The sequence below is a fragment of the Streptomyces asoensis genome, from assembly GCF_016860545.1.
GTDB classification, from domain to species: domain Bacteria; phylum Actinomycetota; class Actinomycetes; order Streptomycetales; family Streptomycetaceae; genus Streptomyces; species Streptomyces asoensis.
The window spans coordinates 502,184-526,157 of record NZ_BNEB01000003.1 but is presented as its reverse complement, the minus strand read 5'-3'; the positions used below and the strand labels follow the sequence as shown (position 1 = coordinate 526,157).

Annotated in this window: 14 protein-coding genes and 2 pseudogenes; 10 read left to right on the top strand and 6 right to left on the bottom strand. The window is 71.2% G+C overall.

Features of this window, described 5'->3' with window-relative positions; translation table 11 throughout:
• Window positions 1–8: 8 nt before the first annotated feature.
• Together Saso_RS39065 and Saso_RS15065 are read right to left on the bottom strand one after the other, a co-directional pair.
• Window positions 9–203 (bottom strand): annotated as a pseudogene (locus Saso_RS39065) (FUSC family protein); the annotation flags it as partial.
• A 326-nt stretch (window positions 204–529) separates the two neighbouring features.
• A pseudogene (locus tag Saso_RS15065) lies at window positions 530–893 on the bottom strand (aquaporin); the annotation flags it as partial.
• Window positions 894–1,541: 648 nt separating this feature from the next.
• On the opposite strand from Saso_RS15065, the gene mtrA reads away from it, so the two are divergent.
• From mtrA to Saso_RS15035, 6 genes are all read left to right on the top strand, one after another.
• On the top strand, window positions 1,542–2,231 hold the full coding sequence (gene mtrA, locus Saso_RS15060) for a two-component system response regulator MtrA (RefSeq protein ID WP_187281934.1): 690 nt from the start codon (window positions 1,542–1,544) through the stop codon (window positions 2,229–2,231).
• A gap of 1 nt (window position 2,232) precedes the next feature.
• Complete coding sequence (gene mtrB, locus Saso_RS15055; protein WP_189918432.1) at window positions 2,233–4,398, top strand: MtrAB system histidine kinase MtrB; 2,166 nt, start codon at window positions 2,233–2,235, stop codon at window positions 4,396–4,398.
• Window positions 4,373–6,223 (top strand): LpqB family beta-propeller domain-containing protein, encoded by a 1,851-nt coding sequence (locus Saso_RS15050; RefSeq protein ID WP_372442442.1) that lies wholly within the window; start codon window positions 4,373–4,375, stop codon window positions 6,221–6,223. Before mtrB ends, Saso_RS15050 begins: the two co-directional genes overlap by 26 nt.
• A gap of 342 nt (window positions 6,224–6,565) precedes the next feature.
• The gene (locus Saso_RS15045; protein ID WP_189918585.1) at window positions 6,566–7,459 is read left to right on the top strand and encodes a ComF family protein; all 894 of its coding nucleotides are present in this window, start codon (window positions 6,566–6,568) and stop codon (window positions 7,457–7,459) included.
• Window positions 7,460–7,772: 313 nt separating this feature from the next.
• A complete protein-coding gene (gene hpf / locus Saso_RS15040) occupies window positions 7,773–8,465 on the top strand; it encodes a ribosome hibernation-promoting factor, HPF/YfiA family (protein WP_189918428.1) in 693 nt (230 codons plus the stop codon).
• Between the two features lie 206 nt (window positions 8,466–8,671).
• Complete coding sequence (locus Saso_RS15035) at window positions 8,672–9,418, top strand: response regulator (RefSeq protein ID WP_189918426.1); 747 nt, start codon at window positions 8,672–8,674, stop codon at window positions 9,416–9,418.
• A 99-nt stretch (window positions 9,419–9,517) separates the two neighbouring features.
• Here the strand turns inward: Saso_RS15035 and Saso_RS15030 are convergent, their stop codons facing one another.
• Window positions 9,518–10,717 carry a winged helix-turn-helix domain-containing protein gene (locus tag Saso_RS15030; RefSeq protein ID WP_189918424.1) on the bottom strand — a complete coding sequence of 400 codons (1,200 nt, stop codon included), beginning with the start codon at window positions 10,715–10,717 and terminating at the stop codon, window positions 9,518–9,520.
• A gap of 134 nt (window positions 10,718–10,851) precedes the next feature.
• Window positions 10,852–11,442, bottom strand: coding sequence for a GNAT family N-acetyltransferase (locus tag Saso_RS15025; RefSeq protein ID WP_189918422.1), 591 nt, complete (start codon window positions 11,440–11,442; stop codon window positions 10,852–10,854).
• A gap of 280 nt (window positions 11,443–11,722) precedes the next feature.
• Here Saso_RS15025 and secA point away from each other — a divergent pair, with 280 nt between their 5' ends.
• Window positions 11,723–14,569, top strand: a complete 2,847-nt coding sequence (gene secA, locus Saso_RS15020) for a preprotein translocase subunit SecA (RefSeq protein ID WP_189918421.1) — start codon at window positions 11,723–11,725, stop codon at window positions 14,567–14,569.
• Window positions 14,570–14,767: 198 nt separating this feature from the next.
• Here secA and Saso_RS15015 read toward each other — a convergent pair whose 3' ends face one another.
• Window positions 14,768–15,427, bottom strand: coding sequence for an Rv3235 family protein (locus Saso_RS15015; RefSeq protein WP_189918419.1), 660 nt, complete (start codon window positions 15,425–15,427; stop codon window positions 14,768–14,770).
• 332 nt (window positions 15,428–15,759) lie between these two features.
• Here Saso_RS15015 and Saso_RS15010 point away from each other — a divergent pair, with 332 nt between their 5' ends.
• On the top strand, window positions 15,760–16,275 hold the full coding sequence (locus tag Saso_RS15010) for a DUF6912 family protein (protein ID WP_189918417.1): 516 nt from the start codon (window positions 15,760–15,762) through the stop codon (window positions 16,273–16,275).
• An 85-nt stretch (window positions 16,276–16,360) separates the two neighbouring features.
• Window positions 16,361–17,026 carry an HAD family hydrolase gene (locus tag Saso_RS15005; RefSeq protein ID WP_189918415.1) on the top strand — a complete coding sequence of 222 codons (666 nt, stop codon included), beginning with the start codon at window positions 16,361–16,363 and terminating at the stop codon, window positions 17,024–17,026.
• 423 nt (window positions 17,027–17,449) lie between these two features.
• Here Saso_RS15005 and Saso_RS15000 read toward each other — a convergent pair whose 3' ends face one another.
• Window positions 17,450–18,016 (bottom strand): DJ-1/PfpI family protein, encoded by a 567-nt coding sequence (locus Saso_RS15000; protein WP_189918413.1) that lies wholly within the window; start codon window positions 18,014–18,016, stop codon window positions 17,450–17,452.
• An 881-nt stretch (window positions 18,017–18,897) separates the two neighbouring features.
• Here Saso_RS15000 and Saso_RS14995 point away from each other — a divergent pair.
• A complete protein-coding gene (locus Saso_RS14995; RefSeq protein ID WP_189918411.1) occupies window positions 18,898–23,850 on the top strand; it encodes an NAD-glutamate dehydrogenase in 4,953 nt (1,650 codons plus the stop codon).
• Window positions 23,851–23,974: the final 124 nt, after the last annotated feature.

Here is a 23,974-nt window from a genome sequence, read left to right as displayed (position 1 = left end):
AACAGGTCGAGGCCGCTCTCGCTCGCGGGCACCCACAGCAGGAGAGCGGCCACGATGGCGCCGATCAGGGCACCAGCCAGGCGCTGTGCGCCGGCGAGCGCCGCCTGCTCGAGGCTCGGCTTCAGCGCGATCATGGCCGCGATCGGGATCCAGGAGCCGTACGAGAGATCCAGTCCGAAGGCCAGCGCGACGGTGCCGGCCATGACCACGGCGCGGATCAGCGCGAACAGGACCAGCGGGCGGGTCAGCTTCTTCCGGGAAGTGTCACCCGGGAGCTCCGAGAAGGGCCGGCTCTGATCCCTGCGCCCCCGGATGAGCCACCAGAGGAACGTCACGGTGATCCACAGTGCCGCCCCTCCGGTCCACGAGAGCACCTGGGCCCATACGTAGCTGGTGACGTGGTCGTCGTCGCGGATGCCGAACTCGAAGCCGACGGCGACGACGAACCAGATGTTGAGAAGCAGGGCGCTGATGAACCTGCGCACCCCGAACGCGGCTGCCGTCCCGGCCACGAGTGTGATGACGAACGACCGAGCCAGAGATGACCCGCGGAGCGGTCATGGGTGGACCACTGGAGCAGTGGCTCGGCGAACATGGCGTCGGCCAGGACGGCGCCACCGATCGCCCCGGCCGTCTGCGCGGGGAGGTAGACGACCAGGTCCCGCAGGGGTAGCCCGTCGGGGGTGCGGCGGCCGGTGAACCAGGCCACGAGCGTGACCACGGGGTTGAAGGGCGCGCCGGAGACCTGACCGAACAGCGCGATGAGGGCGCCCAGGCCGAACACGGTGGCCAGGGAGTCGGCGAGCAACTGGACGCCGATGTCATCGGTCAGTTCGGTGGCCTGCCCGGATGCCGGAGCCGACCACCACCGTGACCAGAACGGCCGACCCCACCGCCCCTGGCGACGGCTGCTGCACCGGCCAGGCCGCCGAGGGGGCCCCGGCCGCTGTCGGGTGTTCCTGCGGCTGACCGACCCAAACCGGCTACGCGATCGGCCGACCGTGCTTCCGGGCGCGTTGTACCCTCCGGTTTCAGAGAGGGGGATCTCCATGGCGCACCTGGCACGGCCGGACGCCCGCCTGCGGACCCGCCTTCGGGAGTACCTCCTGCTGAGCGCATGGTTCGGCCTCGTGGCAGTCGCCGCACACAAGTGGGTCCCCGAGACGTGGAGGCAGGCGACCGAAACGGCGATCACACTGTTCCTGGGTTGGGTCGTCCGGCTCGAGCTTCGCGCGGCAAAGTACCGACGCCGCACCGGGCAAGGGCTCGAACCGTAACCGGCCACTGGCGGCACGGCATCCGCCTCACCTTCGCAGCGCCGCTGCACGCTCACCCCGGTACCTGCGAAACATCACCACTTTCTCGCCGACATCGACCCGGGTGCGCCGGATCGGCGACGGTCGGCCGCGGGTCGACCGGGCTGACATCAGCGCTGACATCAACGCTGACGGACGGGGGCAGACAGTGACGGTCCCCTGCGGCTAGGGTCACAGGCCGGTGACCCTGCTCACCTGCGTGTCCTTCACCGTTATGAGAATGGGATGATGTCGTTTATGAAGGGACGAGTCCTTGTCGTCGACGACGACACCGCACTGGCCGAGATGCTCGGCATTGTGCTGCGTGGTGAAGGTTTTGAGCCGTCTTTCGTAGCTGACGGCGACAAGGCGCTGGCCGCTTTCCGTGAGGCGAAACCCGACCTGGTGCTGCTGGACCTGATGCTGCCCGGCCGGGACGGCATCGAGGTGTGCCGCCTGATCCGGGCGGAGTCCGGGGTGCCGATCGTGATGCTCACGGCGAAGAGCGACACCGTCGACGTCGTCGTCGGCCTGGAGTCCGGCGCCGACGACTACATCGTGAAGCCGTTCAAGCCGAAGGAGCTGGTCGCCCGCATCCGGGCGCGGCTGCGCAGGTCCGAGGAGCCGGCGCCCGAACAGCTCGCCATAGGCGACCTCGTCATCGACGTGGCCGGTCACTCCGTGAAGCGGGAGGGCCAGTCCATCGCACTGACCCCGCTGGAGTTCGACCTGCTGGTCGCGCTGGCGCGCAAGCCGTGGCAGGTCTTCACCCGCGAGGTGCTCCTCGAACAGGTGTGGGGCTACCGGCACGCCGCCGACACCCGCCTGGTCAACGTGCACGTCCAGCGGCTGCGCTCCAAGGTCGAGAAGGACCCCGAGCGTCCGGAGATCGTCGTGACCGTCCGTGGCGTCGGATACAAGGCAGGACCCAGCTGACATGTCCGGTGACAGTGCCGCTTCGGCCCCCGGTCGGTCCGGGGCCCGTCCACAGCGGCCTGTCGGCCGTGGGACGCCGGGTTCACGCTTCGCCCGCCTCCTCGAGGGCGGGCTGCTCCAGGGCGGGATGCAGAACAGCCCTGTCCTGCGCCTGCTCCTGCGCTGGGTGCGCAGGCCGCTGCTGCCCGTCATGCGGCTGTGGCGGCGCAACATCCAGCTCAAGGTCGTCGCCACCACGCTGCTGATGTCGCTCGGCGTCGTGCTGCTGCTCGGCTTCGTCGTCATCGGGCAGGTGCGCAACGGGCTGCTGGACGCCAAGGTGAAGGCGTCCCAGAGCCAGGCCACCGGCGGCTTCGCCGTGGCCAAACAGAAGGCGGACGAGGCCGCCAGCTCCGCCGCCGACGACGGCAACCCCGCAGGCGGCGGCGCGTCCCAGAACGTCATCGAGTGGATGAGTGAACTCGTGCTGTCGCTGTCCAGCGGCGGCCAGGGCGCCTTCGACGTCGTCACCCTGCCCCCCGGCGACGTCAGCGGCGTCGCCCGCGGACCGCGCGCCTCCGGCTACGTCGACCCTGACAAGAGCGTCCCCGAGAACCTGCGCGAGCAGGTCAACAGCAGCAACGGCGCCGCGCAGAGCTACTCGCGCATCATCTACCTCAACGACAAGGAATCGCAGCCGGCCCTCGTCATCGGCAAGCAGGTCAACGACCCCAACGGCGACCCCTACGAGCTGTACTACCTCTTCCCGCTCACCCAGGAGGAGAAGTCGCTGAGCCTGGTCAAGGGCACGCTGGCGACCGCCGGACTGTTCGTCGTCGTCCTCCTCGGGGCCATCGCGTGGCTCGTGGTGCGCCAGGTCGTCACACCGGTCCGGATGGCCGCCGGGATCGCCGAGCGGCTGTCCGCAGGCCGCCTCCAGGAACGTATGAAGGTCACCGGCGAGGACGACATCGCCCGCCTCGGCGAGGCCTTCAACAAGATGGCCCAGAACCTCCAGCTGAAGATCCAGCAGCTCGAGGACCTGTCGCGGATGCAGCGACGGTTCGTCTCCGACGTCTCGCACGAACTGCGCACGCCGCTGACGACCGTCCGCATGGCCGCCGACGTCATCCACGACGCCCGCGTCGACTTCGACCCCGTCACCGCGCGGTCCGCGGAACTCCTCGCCGACCAGCTCGACCGGTTCGAGACCCTGCTCGCCGACCTGCTCGAGATCAGCCGCTTCGACGCCGGCGCCGCCGCCCTCGAAGCCGAACCGATCGACCTCAGGGAAGTCGTCCGCCGGGTCGTCAGCGGCGCCGCCCCGCTCGCCGAGCGCAAGGCGACGACCGTACGCGTCGTCGGCGACCAGCAGCCCGTCGTCGCCGAGGCCGACGCCCGGCGCGTGGAGCGCGTCCTGCGCAACCTGGTGGTCAACGCCGTCGAACACGGCGAGGGCAAGGACGTCGTCGTCAAGCTGGCCTCCGCGGGCGGCGCCGTCGCCGTCGCCGTACGCGACTACGGCGTGGGCCTCAAGCCCGGCGAGGCCACGCGCGTGTTCAGCCGGTTCTGGCGCGCCGACCCGGCACGCGCGCGTACCACCGGCGGCACCGGCCTCGGACTGTCCATCGCCCTGGAGGACGCCCGCCTGCACGGCGGCTGGCTCCAGGCCTGGGGCGAGCCCGGCGGCGGCTCGCAGTTCCGGCTCACGCTGCCCAGGACCGCCGACGAGCCGCTGCGCGGCTCCCCGATACCGCTCGAACCCAGGGACTCCCGGCGCAACCGCGGCGACCTGGACGGCACGGGTCAGCCGCGCGGCGGAGGCGAGAAGAGCGCCACGGTGCCGGTCCAGCCCGCGGGAGAGCAGCGGGCGGCCGCGCGCAGCCCGCTCACGCCCCGCACGGGCGGCGCCGCGCCCACGGCCGACCCGACGGCGCTGCCCGGCAACGGCGCGCGCGTCGTACCCCGGTCCGCCCCCGGCACGGTCGGCGGCGGACGCGGCCAGGACGCGGCGCGCACCGAGGGGACCGCGGGCGGCCCGAAACCGGAACGGGCCGACCCGGCCCGCGCCGGAGACCCGGGCGACACGAGTGACATGGGTGACACGACACCGAGGGGGACCGCGGACCGGCCGAGCGCCGCAGCGGAGTGCTCGGACCAGCATGGGGAGGCATTTCGTGGGCGCTGAGTGGCGCGAGGGGGGAACCCGGCGCACGCCGGGGCGCGCGGTGGCGTACACCGCGTGCGGGGTCGTCCTGCTGGCCGGGTGCGCCTCGATGCCCGACAGCGGGGACCTGCGCGGCGTCGAGTCCACGCCCCGCCAGGACACCCAGGTACGGGTGTTCGCGATGCCGCCCCGGGGCGACGCACAGCCCTCCGAGATCGTCCAGGGCTTCCTCGAAGCCCTCACCAGCGACGACCCGGGCTACTCGACCGCACGGCAGTACCTGACCGCCCGGGCCGCCCAGAAGTGGCAGCCCGAACGGTCCACCACGGTCCTCGCCGACGGTCCGGCCACCGAATCCCGGCCCGCCGGCAGCAGGGAGGACGGCGACGACTACTCCTACGTCCTCACCGGCACGAAGGTCGCCACCGTCGACGCCCAGCAGTCCTACGCGCCCGCCTCGGGCACCTACGGCCAGACCGTCCACCTCAGCCGCGACAAGAAGTCCGGGCAGTGGCGCATCGACGCCCTCCCCCAGGGCGTCGTCATGGGCAAGTCGGACTTCCAGCGCAACTACGTCTCCGTCAACAAGTACTACTTCGCCTCCAACACCGCGGCGGACAGCTCCCGGCAACCCATGACCGTCGCCGACCCCGTCTACGTCCGCGAGCGCGTCGACCCCATGACCCAGATGGTGCGCTCCGTCCTCAACGGACCCACCAGCTGGCTGCGCCCCGTCGTCAGATCCAGCTTCCCCACCGGGACGGCACTGCCCAAGGGCGTCACCGCGCTGACACCCGACGACCAGAACAAGCTCACCGTGCCGCTGAACGACAAGGCGGCCCACATCGGCCGGAGCAAGTGCGACGAGATGGCGGCCCAGCTGCTGTTCTCCCTCCAGAGCCTGACCCCCACCGTCGACGAGGTCGCGCTGCGCGCCGGTGACACCCAGCTGTGCTCCCTCGCCGAGGAACGCGCCCCGACCGTCGCCGCACGCGGCTCCGAGACCACCCCCGACTACCTGTACTTCATCGACGGCCAGCACCGCCTCGTGCGGATGACGAGCGGCAGCGGCAACACCAAGGCCGACCCCGTGCCCGGCGCGCTCGGCGACGGCGCCAAGGCACTGCGCTCCGTGGCCGTCGCCCGCGACGAGCACATCGCCGCGGGAGTCGCCCTCGACGGCAAGACGCTCTACGTCACCTCCACCGTCTCCGGCAGCTCCATCGGCGACCCCGTCCTCCAGAGCAAGGGCAAGACCGAGTCCGACCGGCTCACCACGCCCAGCTGGGACTCCCAGGGCGACCTGTGGGTGGCCGACCGCGACCCCGCGGCCGCCCGGCTGCTCATGCTGGAGAAGGGCCGCGGCCAGCCGCTGGAGGTCCTCACCCCGGGGCTGGACGGCCGTATCAACGCCGTGCGCGTGGCCGCCGACGGGGTGCGTGTCGCGCTCGTCGTCGACAAGGGCGGCAAGCAGTCCCTGCTCATCGGACGCATCGAACGCGGCCCGGGCAGCGGTGACCGGCCGTCCGTGTCCGTCCAGGAACTGCGCTCCGCAGCGCCGGAGTTGGAGCAGGTCACGGCCGTGGCATGGGCCGGGGACAGCCGGCTCGTCGTCGTCGGGCGCGAGGCCGGAGGCGTCCAGCAGGTGCAGTACGTGCAGTGCGACGGCTCGATCCCCGAGGCGGGAACGCTGCCCGGCCTCACGGAGGTCACCAGCATCGCCGCCTCCGAGGACACCGACATCCCGCTCTTCGCGACCTCCAAGGACGGGCTGCTGTGGCTGCCCGGCGGAAGCGGCTGGCGGACGCTGAAGGAGACCGCCTCGGTCGCGTTCTACCCGGGCTGACCATTTCCGGGACACGGGTACGGGTTCGAGGGCCGGTTCGCTCGGGACGGCGTGGTGGCATGCCCCCGCCCGTTCGTCGTAGCTGTTCTGCGTAGCCGTTCCTCGTTCTCGTCGAGTGATTTCGGCCGGTTCCTATTCGCCGGCCGGATCGCCGACCACTCACATCGCCTTTCGGCCGTCTTCCGGCGTCCGACGTCCTCAAGGCGGTTCTCCGCCGCCTTCCCGGACTTTTCCACAGGCCTCCGGGACCGTTTTCCACAGGGGTGGCAGGACCCTTCCCCCGTTGGCAGAGTGGTCCACGTGGAAGGCGTTCGCAGGTGGTGGCACGAACTCGCCGGTCTGATGCTGCCCGCCGAGTGCGGAGGCTGCGGAAGCCCGCGCACCGTGCTCTGCCCTCGGTGCCGCACGGCACTGGGCGCAGCCGGGCCGTTCCGGGTCCGTCCGGTGCCGCGGCCGCCCGGGCTGCCCGCGGTGCACGCGGCGGCCCGGTACGCCGACGAGGTACGGGCCGTGCTGCTCGCGCACAAGGAACGCGGAGCGCTGGCGCTCGCACGACCGCTGGGCTCGGCGCTCGCGGGGGCCGTGAGAGCGGGGCTGGGGGAGGCGGGGGTGGGGGAGGGGGAGGCCCCCCGGCCCCCCACCGGAGTACTGCTCGTCCCCGTCCCGTCGGCCCGTGCCGCCGTGCGGGCGCGTGGTCATGATCCGGCGCGGCGGATCGCGCTCGCCGCGGCGGGGGAGTTGCGGCGGGCCGGGGTGCCGGCGCGGGTGGCCGCCGTACTGCGGCAGCGGCGGGCCGTGGCCGATCAGTCGGGGCTCGACGCCCGGGGGCGGCTGGACAACCTGGTGGGCGCGCTGACGGTGGTGCCGGGGGGTGTACGGGTCCTTCGCGGCGGCCCGGTGGTCCTGGTGGACGACGTGGTCACGACCGGTGCATCGCTGGCGGAGGCGGCGCGCGCGGTGCGGGCGGCCACGGCGGCGGAACGGGCCGTACGGGGGGAGAGTGGAGGGAGCGGGGAACGCGCGGAGGACGTCGTAGGAGCGTCGGGTGGTGTTGGGGTGACGGCTGTGTACGCGGGCTTCTGCCGGGAAGGCAGAAAGGAGTCGTCCGGAGCGGAGGAGGAAGGTGTGGGCGAGGTGCGGGAGCCGCCGTCGGGTGGTGCGTGCGGAGCCGGTGACGTGCTCTGCGCGGCCGTGGTCGCCGCGTCGCCGGACTCCCCCGGAATAAACCGGAACTGAGTGAGAACTTGCGTCGTTGCAGGTAATGAGAGAGCCAATTCCCCTGAACGGAGGTACGCCGCAGTAGAGGGTGACGACATCCGTCCGGGCGAGATATGTTCGGTTGTGAGGGAAAGCCGCAGGCCACCCTCTCAAATCCGAATGCCGTGCTGCGGTTTTCGTAATCTTCCGTGGCACCTGGGGTGTAGATCTCGCCCATGGGGGAGGAGGAGGTGGAAGTCACCAAGTCGGAGGTTCCGGTGCTCACCGGGGCCTGGTGCAAAAGGGAGACGCTCCGCCGTCGAAGCGGGGCGATCCGGGAACGGAGTTCTGCGTGGACATCGTCGTCAAGGGACGCAAGACCGAGGTGCCCGAGCGGTTCCGCAAGCACGTGGCCGAGAAGCTGAACCTGGAGAAGATCCAGAAGCTCGACGGCAAGGTGATCAGCCTCGACGTGGAGGTGTCCAAGGAGCCCAACCCGCGACAGGCGGACCGGTGCGACCGAGTGGAGATCACGCTCCGCTCCCGCGGTCCTGTGATCCGGGCGGAGGCGTCGGCCAGCGACGCGTACGCGGCACTCGACCTGGCGGCGGAGAAGCTGGACGCCCAGCTGCGCAAGCAGCACGACAAGCGATACACGCGCCGCGGTGCCCGCCGGCTGTCCGCGGCGGAGGTTTCCGACCATGTCCCCGGTGTGGCGACACTGAACGGTGACGGCACTCCCGTCCCCACCGGAGAGTCGGACAGCGTGCCGACCAAGCGGATCGGCTCGCTCGAGGTGCAGGGCGACGGCCCCCTCGTGGTGCGCGAGAAGACCCACGTCGCCGCTCCGATGACCCTCGACCAGGCCCTCTACGAGATGGAACTGGTCGGACACGACTTCTACCTGTTCGTCGACTCCGAGACCAAGCAGCCCAGCGTCGTCTACCGGCGCCACGCCTACGACTACGGCGTGATCTACCTCGACACCGACCCGATGGTGGCCCAGGCGCACTCCCCCGAGGCGGGCGGAGCGCTGGGCGGCTGATCCTGCCCGGTGACAGCTGAGCGGTGTGCCCCTGGAGCGCTGCGTGCGCCCCCAGGGGCACCCGTGTGCGACCCCTTGGGGCAGCGCTCTGTCACCGCGTTGCCGTCCAGGCATGGAATCATGGCCAGGGCGGCTCAACCGGTGGGCCGCTGCCTTGGGTTGGCGACGGCACAGGACCACGGCCACAGCCTTCAGGGGGAGGAACGATGGCGGACAGCTTCGGACCGATGCGGGACGACGATGCCGACGACGGCGTCGTCGGCATGGGCCCGGACGGGGGAACCTCACGCAAGGAGCCGATCAGAGTCCTTGTCGTGGACGACCACGCCCTGTTCCGCCGCGGACTGGAGATCGTGCTCGCGGCCGAGGAGGACATCCAGGTCGTCGGTGAGGCCGGGGACGGTGCGGAGGCCGTCGACAAGGCGGCCGACCTGCTGCCCGACATCGTGCTGATGGACGTACGGATGCCCAAGCGCGGCGGTATCGAGGCGTGCACCTCCATCAAGGAGGTGGCCCCCAGCGCGAAGATCATCATGCTGACGATCAGTGACGAGGAGGCCGACCTCTACGAGGCGATCAAGGCCGGCGCGACCGGCTATCTCCTCAAGGAGATCTCCACGGACGAGGTCGCCACCGCGATCCGCGCGGTCGCCGACGGCCAGTCGCAGATCAGCCCCTCGATGGCGTCGAAGCTGCTCACCGAGTTCAAGTCGATGATCCAGCGGACCGACGAGCGCCGGATGGTGCCCGCGCCCCGGCTCACGGACCGGGAGCTCGAGGTGCTCAAGCTGGTGGCCACGGGGATGAACAACCGGGACATCGCCAAGGAGTTGTTCATCTCCGAGAACACCGTGAAGAACCATGTGCGCAACATCCTGGAGAAGCTTCAGCTGCACTCCAGGATGGAGGCGGTGGTGTACGCGATGCGGGAGAAGATTCTCGAGATCCGGTGAGCCGGCCGGACGGGGTCGGTCAGCTCGGCCGGTGCCGGTCCGTCGGGCCGGGGTCGGTCAGCTCGGCCGGAGTCGGTTCGCCCGGCCGGTGCCGGTCCGTCAGGCCAGTGCGCGGTTGAGCTCCGTGGTGAGGGACTCGCGCAGTTCCGGGGCGTCCACGCGCTCCACGCGGACGTCCGTGCAGTCCACCCAGGTCGCCGCCTCCAGCAGGGCCTGCGCCACGGCCGGGACCGCCTTGGGGCCGTCCAGCGTGACCTGCCTGGCGATGAGGGTGCGGCCCTCCCTGGCCGGGTCCACCCGGCCCACGAGCCGGCCGCCGGCCAGGACCGGCATCGCGAAGTAGCCGTGGATCCGCTTCTGCTTGGGGACGTAGGCCTCCAGGCGGTGGGTGAAGCCGAAGATCCGCTCGGTGCGCGCCCGTTCCCAGACCAGGGAGTCGAAGGGGGACAGGAGCGTGGTGCGGTGGCGGCCGCGCGGCGGGGTCTCCAGCGCTGCCGGGTCGGCCCAGGCGGGCTTGCCCCAGCCTTCGACGGTGACCGGGACCAGGCCCGAGTCGGCGATCACCGCGTCGACCTGTTCGCCCTTGAGACGGTGGTAGTCGGCGATGTCCGCGCGCGTGCCCACGCCGAGGGAGCGGCCGGCCAGTCGGACGAGACGGCGCAGGCACTCGGTGTCGTCCAGCTCGTCGTGCAGCAGGTCGGCGGGTACGGCGCGTTCGGCGAGGTCGTACACGCGCTTCCAGCCGCGGCGTTCGACGCAGACCACCTCGCCGTACATCAGCGCGCGTTCCACGGCGACCTTGGTGCCGGACCAGTCCCACCACTCGCTGGTCTTCTTCGCTCCGCCCAACTCGGTCGCGGTGAGCGGTCCTTCGGTGCGGAGCTGCTTGACCACCTGGTCGTACGTGCCGTCCGGGAGGGCGTGGTTCCAGTGCGGGCGGGCCCGGTAGGCGCGGCGGCGGAAGGCGAAGTGGGGCCATTCCTCGATGGGGAGGATGCACGCGGCGTGGGACCAGTACTCGAAGGCGTGGGGCCGTACCGGAGGGGTGTCCGTGGCCGACGCATTCCAGTAGGCGTCCTCGACGGTTCTGCGGCCCACGGCGCCCAGGCGGGCGTAGGGGATCAGTTCGTGGGAGCGGGCCAGGACGGAGATGGTGTCGAGCTGGACCGCTCCGAGGTGACGGAGGACTCCGCGGACGCCGGCCCTGCGGTCCGGAGTGCCGAGGAAACCCTGTGCGCGCAGGGCGATGCGGCGGGCTTCGTCGGCCGAGAGGGCGGTGGCGGGGCGCGGGGTCGTCATGCCTCGCACGATAGGGGGTGGGACTGACAGTGGGCGGTGAGCCGGGGGTGAGCCGGGACCGGGCGGGAGCCGCGGCGAGCGCGAGCGCGGGGACAGGGGCAGGGACGGGGGTGTGGGGTGGCGGGTCGTGCGGGTCAGTCGCCGGTGGTTCTGGTGGGGGCCGGGAGGTACGGGGCCGTCGACGGGAGGCCGAGGTCCGAGGGGAGCAGGGAGGCGACCCAGCAGTCGCGGCGCACGCCCTTGTTGTCGATGGCCGAGCGCAGGGTGCCCTCCTGGGTGAATCCGGCGTTCTCGGCGACCGCGCGTGAGGCGGTGTTGCCGAGTTCGGCGCGCCATTCGACGCGGTCGACGGCGAGGCGGGTGAAGGCCCAGCGGACGGCGGTGAGGACGGCTTCGGTGGTGTAGCCGCGGCCGCGGTGTTCCTTGGCGGTCCAGAAGCCGACCTCGGCCGTGCCCGGCAGGCGCATGGTGAGGCTGAGGGCGCCGGTGAGGGCTCCGTCGGGGAGGCAGACGGCGAAGGTGAACATGGAGCCGGTCGCCCATCCTTGCGGGGCGAGCTGCTCGGTGAAGCTTCGGGCGTGTTCGGGGAGGTAGGGGGAGGGGATCGTCGTCCAGCGCTGGATCTCGGGGTCCTGGGCGGCGGTGTACACGGCGTCGGTGTCGCGCGGGTCCAGGGGGCGCAGGACGAGGCGGGGGGTGGTGAGGGTGACGGGCTCGGGCTCCATCGGCCGATTCTGCGCGGGCGTCCGCCGGAGCGCCATCCCTTTGCCGTGCGTGAGCGGGTGATCACAATTCGCGCAATTCGTCTGCCGTGCGCGGCACCATCGGCGGGGCCCGGCCGTTGTCCCCTTTGAAGAAGATTTTGGAGCAGGTGCGCAGCAGTGTGCGGTCCTCGTCGCGGCAGGCCTCCCGGCGCGGCGGGGTCCTCGCATACGATGGCCGTTGCTCAGTAAGTCCATTGGAAACCGACCGTCCCAGGCCCGACCGGCAAGGAGACCAACCCCCGTGTCCGTCCTCTCGAAGATCATGCGTGCAGGCGAAGGCAAGATCCTGCGCAAGCTGCACCGCATCGCGGACCAGGTCAACTCCATCGAAGAGGACTTCGTCGACCTCTCCGACGCCGAGCTGCGGGCCCTCACCGAGGAGTACAAGCAGCGGTACGCCGACGGTGAGAGCCTGGACGACCTGCTGCCCGAGGCGTTCGCCACCGTGCGCGAGGCCGCCAAGCGCGTCCTCGGCCAGCGTCACTACGACGTGCAGATCATGGGTGGCGCGGCGCTGCACCTCGGCTACGTGGCCGAGATGAAGACCGGCGAGGGCAAGACCCTCGTCGGCACGCTGCCCGCGTACCTGAACGCGCTGTCCGGCAAGGGCGTGCACCTGATCACGGTGAACGACTACCTGGCCGAGCGCGACTCGGAGATGATGGGCCGCGTCCACAAGTTCCTGGGTCTGGACGTCGGCTGCATCCTCGCCAACATGACGCCGGCCCAGCGCCGTGAGCAGTACGCGTGCGACATCACCTACGGCACGAACAACGAGTTCGGCTTCGACTACCTGCGCGACAACATGGCGTGGGCGCAGGACGAGCTGGTCCAGCGCGGTCACAACTTCGCCATCGTCGACGAGGTCGACTCCATCCTGGTCGACGAGGCGCGTACGCCGCTGATCATCTCGGGTCCGGCCGACCAGGCGACCAAGTGGTACGGCGACTTCGCCAAGCTGGTGACGCGCCTGAAGAAGGGCGAGGCGGGCAACCCGCTCAAGGGCATCGAGGAGACCGGCGACTACGAGGTCGACGAGAAGAAGCGCACGGTCGCCATCCACGAGGCCGGTGTCGGCAAGGTCGAGGACTGGCTGGGCATCGACAACCTCTACGAGTCGGTGAACACGCCTCTGGTGGGCTACCTGAACAACGCCATCAAGGCGAAGGAGCTCTTCAAGAAGGACAAGGACTACGTCGTCATGGACGGCGAAGTCATGATCGTCGACGAGCACACGGGCCGTATCCTCGCGGGCCGCCGCTACAACGAGGGCATGCACCAGGCGATCGAGGCGAAGGAAGGGGTGGACATCAAGGACGAGAACCAGACGCTCGCCACGATCACCCTCCAGAACTTCTTCCGCCTCTACAAGCGTCACAACCACGACGGCAAGGAGCAGCCCGGTCTCTGCGGCATGACCGGTACGGCGATGACCGAGGCCGCCGAGTTCCACCAGATCTACAAGCTCGGTGTGGTGCCGATCCCGACGAACAGGCCGATGGTCCGCAAGGACCAGTCCGACCTGATCTACCGCACCGAGGTGGCGAAGTTCGAGGCGGTCGTCGACGACATCGCCGAGAAGCACGAGAAGGGCCAGCCGATCCTCGTCGGCACGACGTCGGTCGAGAAGTCCGAGTACCTGTCGCAGCAGCTGTCGAAGCGGGGTGTCCAGCACGAGGTGCTGAACGCCAAGCACCACGAGCGTGAGGCGTCGATCGTCGCCCAGGCCGGCCGCAAGGGCGCCGTCACGGTCGCCACCAACATGGCCGGCCGTGGTACCGACATCAAGCTCGGTGGCAACCCCGACGATCTCGCCGAGGCGGAGCTGCGCCAGCGCGGTCTGGACCCGGAGGAGCACATCGAGGAGTGGGCGGCCGCGCTGCCCGCCGCCCTGGAGAAGGCCGAGCAGGCCGTCAAGGCCGAGTTCACCGAGGTCAAGGAGCTGGGCGGCCTCTACGTGCTCGGTACGGAGCGGCACGAGTCGCGGCGTATCGACAACCAGCTGCGCGGTCGTTCCGGCCGGCAGGGCGACCCGGGCGAGTCCCGTTTCTACCTGTCGCTGGGTGACGACCTGATGCGCCTGTTCAAGGCGCAGATGGTCGAGCGCGTGATGTCGATGGCGAACGTGCCGGACGACGTGCCGATCGAGAACAAGATGGTCACGCGGGCGATCGCGTCGGCGCAGTCGCAGGTGGAGCAGCAGAACTTCGAGACGCGCAAGAACGTCCTGAAGTACGACGAGGTCCTCAACCGTCAGCGTGAGGTCATCTACGGCGAGCGGCGGCGCGTCCTGGAGGGCGAGGACCTCCAGGAGCAGATCCACCACTTCATGGACGACACGATCGACGCGTACGTGGGCGCGGAGACCGCCGAGGGCTTCCCGGAGGACTGGGACCTGGACCGGCTGTGGGGCGCGTTCAAGCAGCTGTACCCGGTGAAGGTCACCGTGGAGGAGCTGGAGGAGGCGGCCGGTGACCGGGCGGGTCTGACGGCCGAGTTCATCTCCGAGTCCATCAAGGACGACATCCGCGAGCAGTACGAGTCGCGGGAGACGCAGCTGGGCTCCGAGATCATGCGTGAGCTGGAGCGGCGGGTCGTGCTGTCGGTCCTGGACCGCAAGTGGCGCGAGCACCTCTACGAGATGGACTACCTCCAGGAGGGCATCGGGCTGCGCGCGATGGCGCAGAAGGACCCGCTGGTCGAGTACCAGCGCGAGGGCTTCGACATGTTCTCCGCGATGATGGACGGCATCAAGGAGGAGTCCGTCGGCTACCTGTTCAACCTGGAGGTCCAGGTCGAGCAGCAGGTCGAGGAGGTCCCGGTGCAGGACGCCCGGCCGGTCGACATGGACAAGCAGGACGTCGTTCCGGCGCAGGCGGGTTCGCGTCCGGAGATCCGGGCGAAGGGGCTGGACGCTCCGCAGCGTCGTCAGCTGCACTTCTCGGCCCCGACGGTGGACGGCGAGGGCGGCACGATCGAGGGCGACTTCGACAGTGACGACGACGAGCCGGTGCGTTCCGAGGCCGACGGTCTCACGCGCGCCGAGCGCCGCAAGCAGGCGAAGGCCGGGCGGCGCCGCAAGAAGTAGCCGGGAGCGCTCGCCGGGTGCGGGCGCTGAACGGTGCGTCACGGCTCGAGGGCCGGGTCGTCTTCGGACGGCCCGGCCCTCGGGTTTTCGGGGGTCGTGGGAGCCGCTGGGAGGAGTGGAGTGCGGTTCGCTGCCGCCGTGTGCTGCCGTGTGTCGCCGAATGTCGCTGCGTGCTGTTCGGGGCCCTCCGCGGGGCGTTCAGTCGTCTTTCGGGTGGGGCCTGCGGGTGCCGTCGAGTTCGACGGCGGTGCACCGCCAGCGGCGGTCCGTGCCGAGTTCCAGGCGGAAGGCCATGGCTCGCAGGCGGTCGCCGGCGCCGATGCGGGCGAACGCCTCGATGGCGCCGGGGCGCGGGACGTAGTAGCCGATGTCGCGGACGACGGGGCGGGCGCCGCCGGGGGTGTCGCGCAGGGGGCCGCGTTCGGCGAGGCGGGCGAGGTCGTCGTAGGCGTGGCCGAGGGTGTGCCGGAGCATGAAGTGCACGGGGCGCCGGCCGGTGAGGACGGCGAGGAGGCGGTCGGCGAAGAGGTCCGTGGGGCGCGGCTGGGCGACGGGCGTCTGCCGGGACGGGCTTTGGGCGGGGACGCGGTCGGGCGCGGCGGTGGTGGTGCCGGTGGAGGCGTTGTCGGCCGGGTGGCGGGTGAGGGAGCGGGGGGTCGTGGGGCGGCCGTCGGCGGGGCGGGTGCGGGTGGGAGCGGTCGCGCCCGGGGAGCCGGGTGGGCGGCCGCCGCCGCAGGCCGTGCGGGTGCCGGCGCCGCTCGGGGTGCGGGGCGGGGCGCCCGCGGGGCGGCGGTTGTCGCGCCGGCCGGGCGGCCGGGCGCCGGGGTGGTGCTGCGTCCTCGTCATGACCTTGTTCATGGATGTCCCCGTTCACCGGGCCCGGCTCTACCGGGCGGTAACTTGCCGTTGTGGATCTTGTACGGGGTCGCGGCCGGTGACGGCAAGGAAGCCGGACACCCGTGGCGGGGCCCGGGGAGATTCACCTATCAGGGGTGGTGGAGGGCACGGGAACCCTGAATTCGCGGGGGTGTGCCGGGTGAATCGGACGGTCCGCGGTTGACGTCGGCGTTGGTGTGGACAGGGGCCCGAAAGGGGACGCCCGCACGTATCCTGAGAGCCCTCGGGGCGGCACGGAAACGGCCCTCCCGGGCACTCAGCCAGAGCGTCGACCACGAAGAGAGCGGCCAGCCATGCGCGTCTACGTCCCCCTGACCCTCCCCGGCCTCGCCGAGGCGCACAAGACGGGTGAGCTGGGACCCGGACCGCTCGTCGCGTACGCCGTCACGCCCGGGCTGCGCGAGTGGTACCTCTCCGACGACATCGAGGAACTGGAGTACGCGGCGCTCAGCAGGGCCGCGCTCGCCTCGCTGCGGCTGCTCTCGGCCGACCCGGGTGCCGCGCGGCGCCGGGTCGTGGTCGCCGTCGACGTGCCCGACCGGACGGCCGCCGCGGACCCCGACCGGGGGCTCGATCCGGCGGCGCTGGGCGAGGTGCGGGTGACGGGCGCCGTGCCGCTCGCCAAGGCGGCCGCCGTGCATGTCGACGCCGGGGAGGCCGAGTCCGACGTCACCGCCGCCGTGGAGGCGCTCGCGGCGGCGGACGGCGGGGACGACGACGCACAGTTCGTCGTGGACGGCGCCGAGGACCACGAGCTGCTGTGGTTCGCGAGGCAGGAGATCCCGAACCTGGTGGGCACGGGCGACTGAGCGCGCCGCGCGGACCCCGTCCGGGCAGCCCGGTCGGGGTCCGGCCGGGAATGGACTGTCGGTGGTGGCGGGTACGTTTGCAGGTATGGGGAAGCAGCGAGCGGCGCACATCGTCTGGGACTGGAACGGGACGCTGTTCCACGACAACGACGCGATCATCGGGGCGACGAACGCGGCGTTCGTGGAGCTGGGGCTGGAGCCGATCACGCTGGAGCGTTACCGGGCGCTGTACTGCGTTCCGGTGCCGAAGTTCTACGAGCGGCTGCTCGGAAGGCTGCCCACCGACGCCGAGTGGGAGGTCATGGACGAGGTCTTCCACCGGTACTACGCCGAGCACCGGGTGCGGTGCCGGCTCACCGCCGGCGCGGCGGACCTGCTCGCCGGATGGCGGTCGGCGGGACACAGCCAGTCCCTGCTGAGCATGTACGGGCACGAGGAGCTCGTGCCGCTCGTCCGGGGGTTCGGGATAGAACCGCACTTCCTGCGGGTCGACGGGCGGACCGGGCCCTCCGGGGGCAGCAAGGCCGAGCACATGGTCCGGCACCTGGAGGCGCTGACCGGGGTCGAGGTGACGCGCACCGTGGTGATCGGGGACGCCGCAGACGACGCGGTGGCCGCGCTGCACGTGGGCGCGCAGGCCGTGCTGTACACCGGCGGGTCGCACAGCCGGGCCAGCCTGGAAGGGGTGGGGGTGCCGGTGGTGGACACCCTGGGCGAGGCGGTGGAGGTCGCGGGGCGACTCGCCGCGTAGCCCTGCCGGGGGCTGTGCGGGTGTCGGCGGCGGGCCGAGTGCCGACGCGCGGGCGGGTGTCGCTCCGGGGCTTGTGCGCCGGCCGCCGGCGGTCTGCCGTCGGGGCGCGGGCCCGCACCCGTGCCGGCGGGCACGGTCCCCGGAGCGTCGCGTCGCCGGGCCATGGGCGTCCGGAGCGTCCTGCCCCCGGGGCGCGGGCATCCCGAGCGTCCTGCCGCACGGGGTGTGGGCACCCGGCGTGTGGTGCCGCTGGGTGTGGACATCCGGGAGTGCCGTGCCGCCGGGCCTTGGGTCACCTCTCCGTGCCGTCGGGGCCTGGAGGCGCGTGGCAGTGCCGGGTGGCCGCTCCCTACGCTCTGCGTCCCTGCGTGCCTGCGTGCCCGTGTCCCCGCGACCGGCGGGAGGTGGCAGGTGGGCGGTGGGTCAGGTCGCCGGGGCCTTCGTGCGCAGGACCGTCAGGAACTCGCGCATCCAGGCCGAGTGGTCCGGCCAGGCGCGGGCGGAGACCAGGGTCCCGTCGACCACCGCCTCGGAGTCCTGGAAGGTGGCGCCCGCCGCCTGCATGTCGAGTTCCAGGGCCGGGTACGCCGTGACGCGCCGGCCGCGCAGGGCGTCGGCGGCCGCGGTGAGCAGGGGGCCGTGGCAGATCTGGGCGACGGGCTTGTCGGCGTCGAAGAACGACTTCAGGATCTTGCGGAGCTCGGGGTCGTTGCGGAGGTACTCGGGGGCCCGGCCGCCGGGGATGACGACGGCGGCGTACTGGCCGGGGTCGACCTCGGAGAAGGCGAGGTCCGCGGGCCAGGTGTAGCCGGGTTTCTCGGTGTAGGTGTCGAAGCCGGGCTCGAAGTCGTGGACGACGAACCGGAGCGTCTTGCGGGTGGGGGCGGCGATGTGGACCTCGTACCCTTCCTCGCGCAGACGCTGGTAGGGGTAGAGGACTTCCAGGGATTCCGCCGCGTCGCCGGTGACGACGAGGATCTTCGTGGTCATGCTGGGGGCTCCTCTCGGACGGGCGTTGCCGAAAGGCAACGTGCCTCTTGGGCGCGGGCTTGCCAAGAGGGGGCGCTTACAGCGTCCCGCGGGGCATGACCGCCGTCGACTTTTCGGGCCATCCGGCCCGCACCCCGGCTCCGCCTCCGGCCGACGCCTCCCGCGGCCCCGGCGCCGGGCCCCACGACATCCAGCCCCCGTGGCCCCGCCCCGCCGTCCGGCCCCCCTACCCCCGCCCGACCGCATGGCGCCGTCCGGCTCCCCGACCCCCGCCCGACCGCATGGCGCCGTCCGGCTCCCCGACCCCCGCCCGACCGCTTGCCGCCGTCCGGCTCCCCGGCCCCCGTCCGACTCGTCGGCCACACCGCCCGCCCTCGGCCCCTTCCTGCCCACCCGGCCTCCCGATCCCGGGGTTCGGCGGGGTTGCCATGCCATGGGTGGGGGGATTTGGCGCCTGTGCAGAACGGCAAAGTTATGGGTCGGGTTTTGTACACATACGGCTCATGACGAGGGGCCCGTACGGGGCGATAGCCTTAGTGGCGTGATCAGCGCGATAGTTCGCGGGGGCATCGTCGCCTCCGCCCTGCGCCCGGTGTGTGCGGACCATCTCCGCGACCGGGCTGCGGACGCTGATCGGCGCGGGCGGGACGGGGTCTCCAGGAGCCCCGGGACGCCGTACACACCCCGGACGCAGCGGACGCGGAGAGCAGCGTCACACCCGGGAGTGGTGTCGAGAATGGCTGATATCCCCCCGCTCATCTCACCTTGCGGCATAGCGTCGGAGCAGACCGGAGACCCCGGGCCGTGGCGTCGAGCCGCAGGGGAAGAGACCGTACTTCCTTCTACGTCACGCAACGGCGCGCGACAGGAGCCAGAGGACAATGCAGACCAAGCTGGACGAAGCCAAGGCCGAGCTGCTCGAGAGGGCGGCCCGGGTCGCTGAGAACAGCCCGGTCGGGGGGCACCTACCGACTGGGACGACGGGTGAGGGCGGCGGTACTCCGGGGACCCCGGACCACGACTCCCTCCTCGCGTTCCTCCAGCGCTACTACCTGCACACCGCCCCGGAGGACCTGCACGGCCGTGACCCGGTCGACGTCTTCGGAGCCGCTCTCTCGCACTACCGGCTGGCCGAGAACAGGCCGCAGGGGACGGCCAACGTCCGGGTGCACACGCCCACCGTCGAGGAGAACGGCTGGACGTGCAGTCACTCGGTCGTCGAGGTCGTGACGGACGACATGCCCTTCCTCGTCGACTCGGTCACCAACGAGCTGACGCGGCAGGGGCGGGGCATCCACCTCGTCATCCACCCGCAGGTCGTGGTGCGGCGCGACGTGGCCGGCAAGCTCATCGAGGTGCTCGGCGTCCCGCCCACCACCGGTGACCTGCCGCACGACGTGCACGTCGAGTCGTGGATCCATGTCGAGACGGACCGGGAGACCGACCGCGCCGACCTGAAGCAGATCACCGCCGACCTCGTGCGCGTCCTGTCCGACGTCCGGGAGGCCGTCGAGGACTGGGAGAAGATGCGTGACACGGCGCTGCGGGTCGCCGACGAGCTCCAGGAGGAGCCCGTCCCCGGTGACCTGGCGCGGCCCGACGTCGACGAGGCCCGCGAGCTGCTGCGCTGGCTGGCCGCCGACCACTTCACCTTCCTCGGCTACCGGGAGTACCAGCTGCGGGGCGACGACTCCCTCGCCGCCGTCCCCGGGACCGGGCTCGGCATCCTGCGGTCCGACCCGCAGCACAGCGACGACGACGCCCACCCCGTCAGTCCCTCGTTCGAGCGGCTGCCGGCCGACGCCCGTGCCAAGGCCCGCGAGCACAAGCTGCTGGTGCTGACCAAGGCGAACAGCCGGGCCACCGTGCACCGGCCGTCCTACCTCGACTACGTCGGCGTGAAGAAGTTCGACAAGGACGGCAACGTCGTCGGGGAGCGCCGCTTCCTCGGCCTGTTCTCGTCCGCCGCGTACACCGAGTCCGTGGTGCGGGTGCCGGTCGTGCGGCGCAAGGTGGAGGCGGTGCTGAGGGGCGCCGGGTTCTCGCCCAACAGCCACGACGGGCGCGACCTGCTCCAGATCCTGGAGACCTACCCGCGCGACGAGCTGTTCCAGACCCCGGTGGACGAGCTGCGGTCCATCGTCACGTCCGTGCTCTACCTCCAGGAGCGCCGCCGGCTGCGGCTGTACCTGCGCCAGGACGAGTACGGGCGCTACTACTCCGCGATCGTCTACCTGCCCCGCGACCGCTACACGACGGGTGTGCGGCTGCGGATCATCGACATCCTCAAGGAGGAGCTGGGCGGGACGAACGTCGACTTCACCGCCTGGAACACCGAGTCGATCCTGTCCCGCCTGCACTTCGTCGTGCGGGTCCCGCAGGGCACCGAGCTGCCGGAGCTGTCCGACGCCGACAAGGAGCGCATCGAGGCGCGCCTGGTGGAGGCGGCGCGCTCCTGGGCGGACGCCTTCGGCGAGGCGATGAACGCGGAGCTGGGGGAGGAGCGGGGCGCGGAGCTGCTGCGGCGCTACGCCAACGCCTTCCCCGAGGGCTACAAGGCCGACCACACCCCGCGCTCCGCCGTCGCCGACCTGGTCCACCTGGAGCGGCTCACCGAGGAGCGCGACTTCTCGCTCAGCCTGTACGAGCCGGTGGGCGCGGCGCCCGGTGAGCGGCGCTTCAAGATCTACCGCAAGGGCGACGCGATCTCCCTGTCGGCGGTGCTGCCGGTGCTGAGCCGGCTCGGTGTCGAGGTGATCGACGAGCGGCCGTACGAGCTGCGCTGCGCGGACCGCACGCACGCCTGGATCTACGACTTCGGCCTGCGCATCCCCAAGTCGCTGGCCGGTCCCGGCGGTGACTTCCTCGGCGACGACGGGCGTGAGCGCTTCCAGGAGGCGTTCTCGGCGACCTGGACCGGCAAGGCGGAGAACGACGGGTTCAACGCGCTGGTGCTGGGCGCCGGGCTGCACTGGCGGCAGGCGATGGTGCTGCGGGCGTACGCCAAGTACCTGCGGCAGGCCGGGTCCACGTTCAGCCAGGACTACATGGAGGACACCCTCCGCACCAACGTCCACACCACCCGGCTGCTGGTGTCGCTGTTCGAGGCGCGGATGTCGCCCGACCGGCAGCGCGCCGGGCACGAGATCGTCGACGCCCTCCTGGAGGAGCTGGACGCCGCCCTGGACCAGGTGGCCTCGCTCGACGAGGACCGCATCCTGCGTTCCTTCCTCACCGTCATCAAGGCGACCCTGCGCACGAACTTCTTCCAGGAGCGCGCGGACGGCCTGCCGCACGACTACGTGTCGATGAAGTTCGACCCGCGGGCCATCCCGGATCTGCCCGCGCCGCGGCCCGCGTTCGAGATCTGGGTGTACTCGCCGCAGGTCGAGGGCGTGCACCTGCGGTTCGGGAAGGTCGCGCGCGGCGGTCTGCGCTGGTCCGACCGGCGTGAGGACTTCCGGACCGAGGTGCTCGGCCTGGTGAAGGCGCAGATGGTGAAGAACACCGTCATCGTGCCGGTCGGCGCCAAGGGCGGATTCGTCGCCAAGCAGCTTCCCGACCCGGCCGTGGACCGTGACGCGTGGCTGGCCGAGGGCATCTCCAGCTACCGCACGTTCATCTCGGCGCTCCTCGACATCACCGACAACATGGTCGGCGGGGAGGTCGTGCCGCCGGCCGACGTGGTGCGCCACGACGAGGACGACACCTACCTGGTGGTCGCGGCCGACAAGGGCACGGCGACGTTCTCCGACATCGCCAACGAGGTCGCGCAGTCGTACGACTTCTGGCTCGGGGACGCCTTCGCGTCCGGTGGTTCGGCCGGCTACGACCACAAGGGCATGGGCATCACGGCCCGCGGCGCCTGGGAGTCCGTGAAGCGGCACTTCCGGGAGCTGGGCGTGGACACCCAGTCCGAGGACTTCACGGTCGTCGGCATCGGTGACATGTCCGGTGACGTGTTCGGCAACGGCATGCTGCTCAGCGAGCACATCCGCCTGGTGGCCGCCTTCGACCACCGGCACATCTTCATCGACCCCCGGCCGGACGCGGCGACCTCGTACGCCGAGCGCCGCCGGCTGTTCGAGCTGCCCCGCTCCAGCTGGGCCGACTACGACAGCGCCCTGATCTCGTCCGGCGGCGGCGTCTTCCCGCGGACGGCGAAGGCGATCCCGGTCAACGCGCACATCCGCGAGGCCCTGGGCATCGAGGGGAACGTCACCAAGCTGACCCCGGCCGACCTGATGAAGGCGATCCTGCGGGCGCAGGTGGACCTGCTGTGGAACGGCGGCATCGGCACGTACGTGAAGTCCGGCGCGGAGTCGAACGCCGACGTCGGGGACAAGGCGAACGACTCGATCCGGGTGGACGGCGACGATCTGCGCGTCAAGGTCGTCGGCGAGGGCGGCAACCTGGGGCTGACCCAGCTCGGCCGGATCGAGTTCGCGCTGCACGGCGGCCGGATCAACACGGACGCCATCGACAACAGCGCGGGCGTGGACACCTCCGACCACGAGGTGAACATCAAGATCCTGCTCAACGGCCTGGTCGCCGAGGGCGACATGACCGTCAAGCAGCGCAACAAGCTCCTCGCGGAGATGACCGACGAGGTGGGCGCCCTCGTCCTGCGCAACAACTACGCGCAGAACACGGCGATCTCCAACGCCCTCGCCCAGTCCAAGGACATGCTCCACGCCCAGCAGCGCTTCATGCGCCACCTGGTCAGGGAGGGGCATCTGGACCGGGCGCTGGAGTTCCTGCCCACCGACCGGCAGATCCGTGAGCGGCTCGGCGCCGGCCAGGGTCTCACCAGCCCGGAGACGGCCGTCCTGCTGGCGTACACGAAGATCACGGTGTCCGACGAGCTGCTGCACACGTCGCTGCCGGACGACCCGTACCTGCGCGGGCTGCTGCACGCCTACTTCCCGCAGGCGCTGCGCGAGCGGTTCCCCGAGGGCATCGACAGCCACCCGCTGCGCCGTGAGATCACCACGACCGTGCTGGTCAACGACACGGTCAACACGGGCGGTACGACGTATCTGCACCGGCTGCGGGAGGAGACCGGGGCCTCGCTGGAGGAGATCGTGCGGGCCCAGACCGCGGCCCGGGCGATCTTCCGTTCGGCGCCGGTGTGGGACGCGGTGGAGGACCTCGACAACCGGGTCGAGGCCGAGGTCCAGACCCGTATCCGGCTGCACTCGCGGCGGCTCGTGGAGCGCGGTACGCGCTGGCTGCTGAACAACCGGCCGCAGCCGCTCCAGCTCGCCGAGACCGTCGAGTTCTTCGCCGAGCGGGTCGAGCAGGTGTGGTCGCAGCTGACGAAGCTGCTGCGGGGCGCGGACCTGGAGTGGTGGCAGCGCATCCACGACGAGCTGGCCGACGCCGGTGTCGCGGAGGAGCTGGCCACGCGGGTGGCCGGGTTCTCCTCGGCCTTCCCGGCGCTGGACATCGTCTCGGTGGCCGACCGTATGGAGCGCGACCCGCTGGACGTCGCCGAGGTGTACTACGACCTCGCCGACCGGCTGCGCATCACCCAGCTGATGGACCGCATCATCGAGCTGCCGCGCGCGGACCGCTGGCAGTCCATGGCCCGCGCCTCCATCCGTGAGGACCTGTACGCGGCCCACGCGGCGCTGACGGCGGACGTGCTGGCCGTCGGCAACGGCACGTCGACGCCGGAGCAGCGCTTCAAGGCGTGGGAGGAGAAGAACGCGGCGATCCTGGGCCGGGCGCGCACCACGCTGGAGGAGATCCAGACGTCGGAGACGTTCGACCTGGCCAACCTGTCGGTGGCGATGCGGACGATGCGCACCCTGCTGCGCACGCATTCGTAACCGCGGGGCGGCGGCCCGCACCGGAGACGGTCGCGGGCGACGGCCCACCGGCGAAAAGGGGGGGGTGCCCCCGAGCCTTCGTGGCTCGGGGGCACCCCCCCTTTTCCGTCGCGTGCGGGCGGCC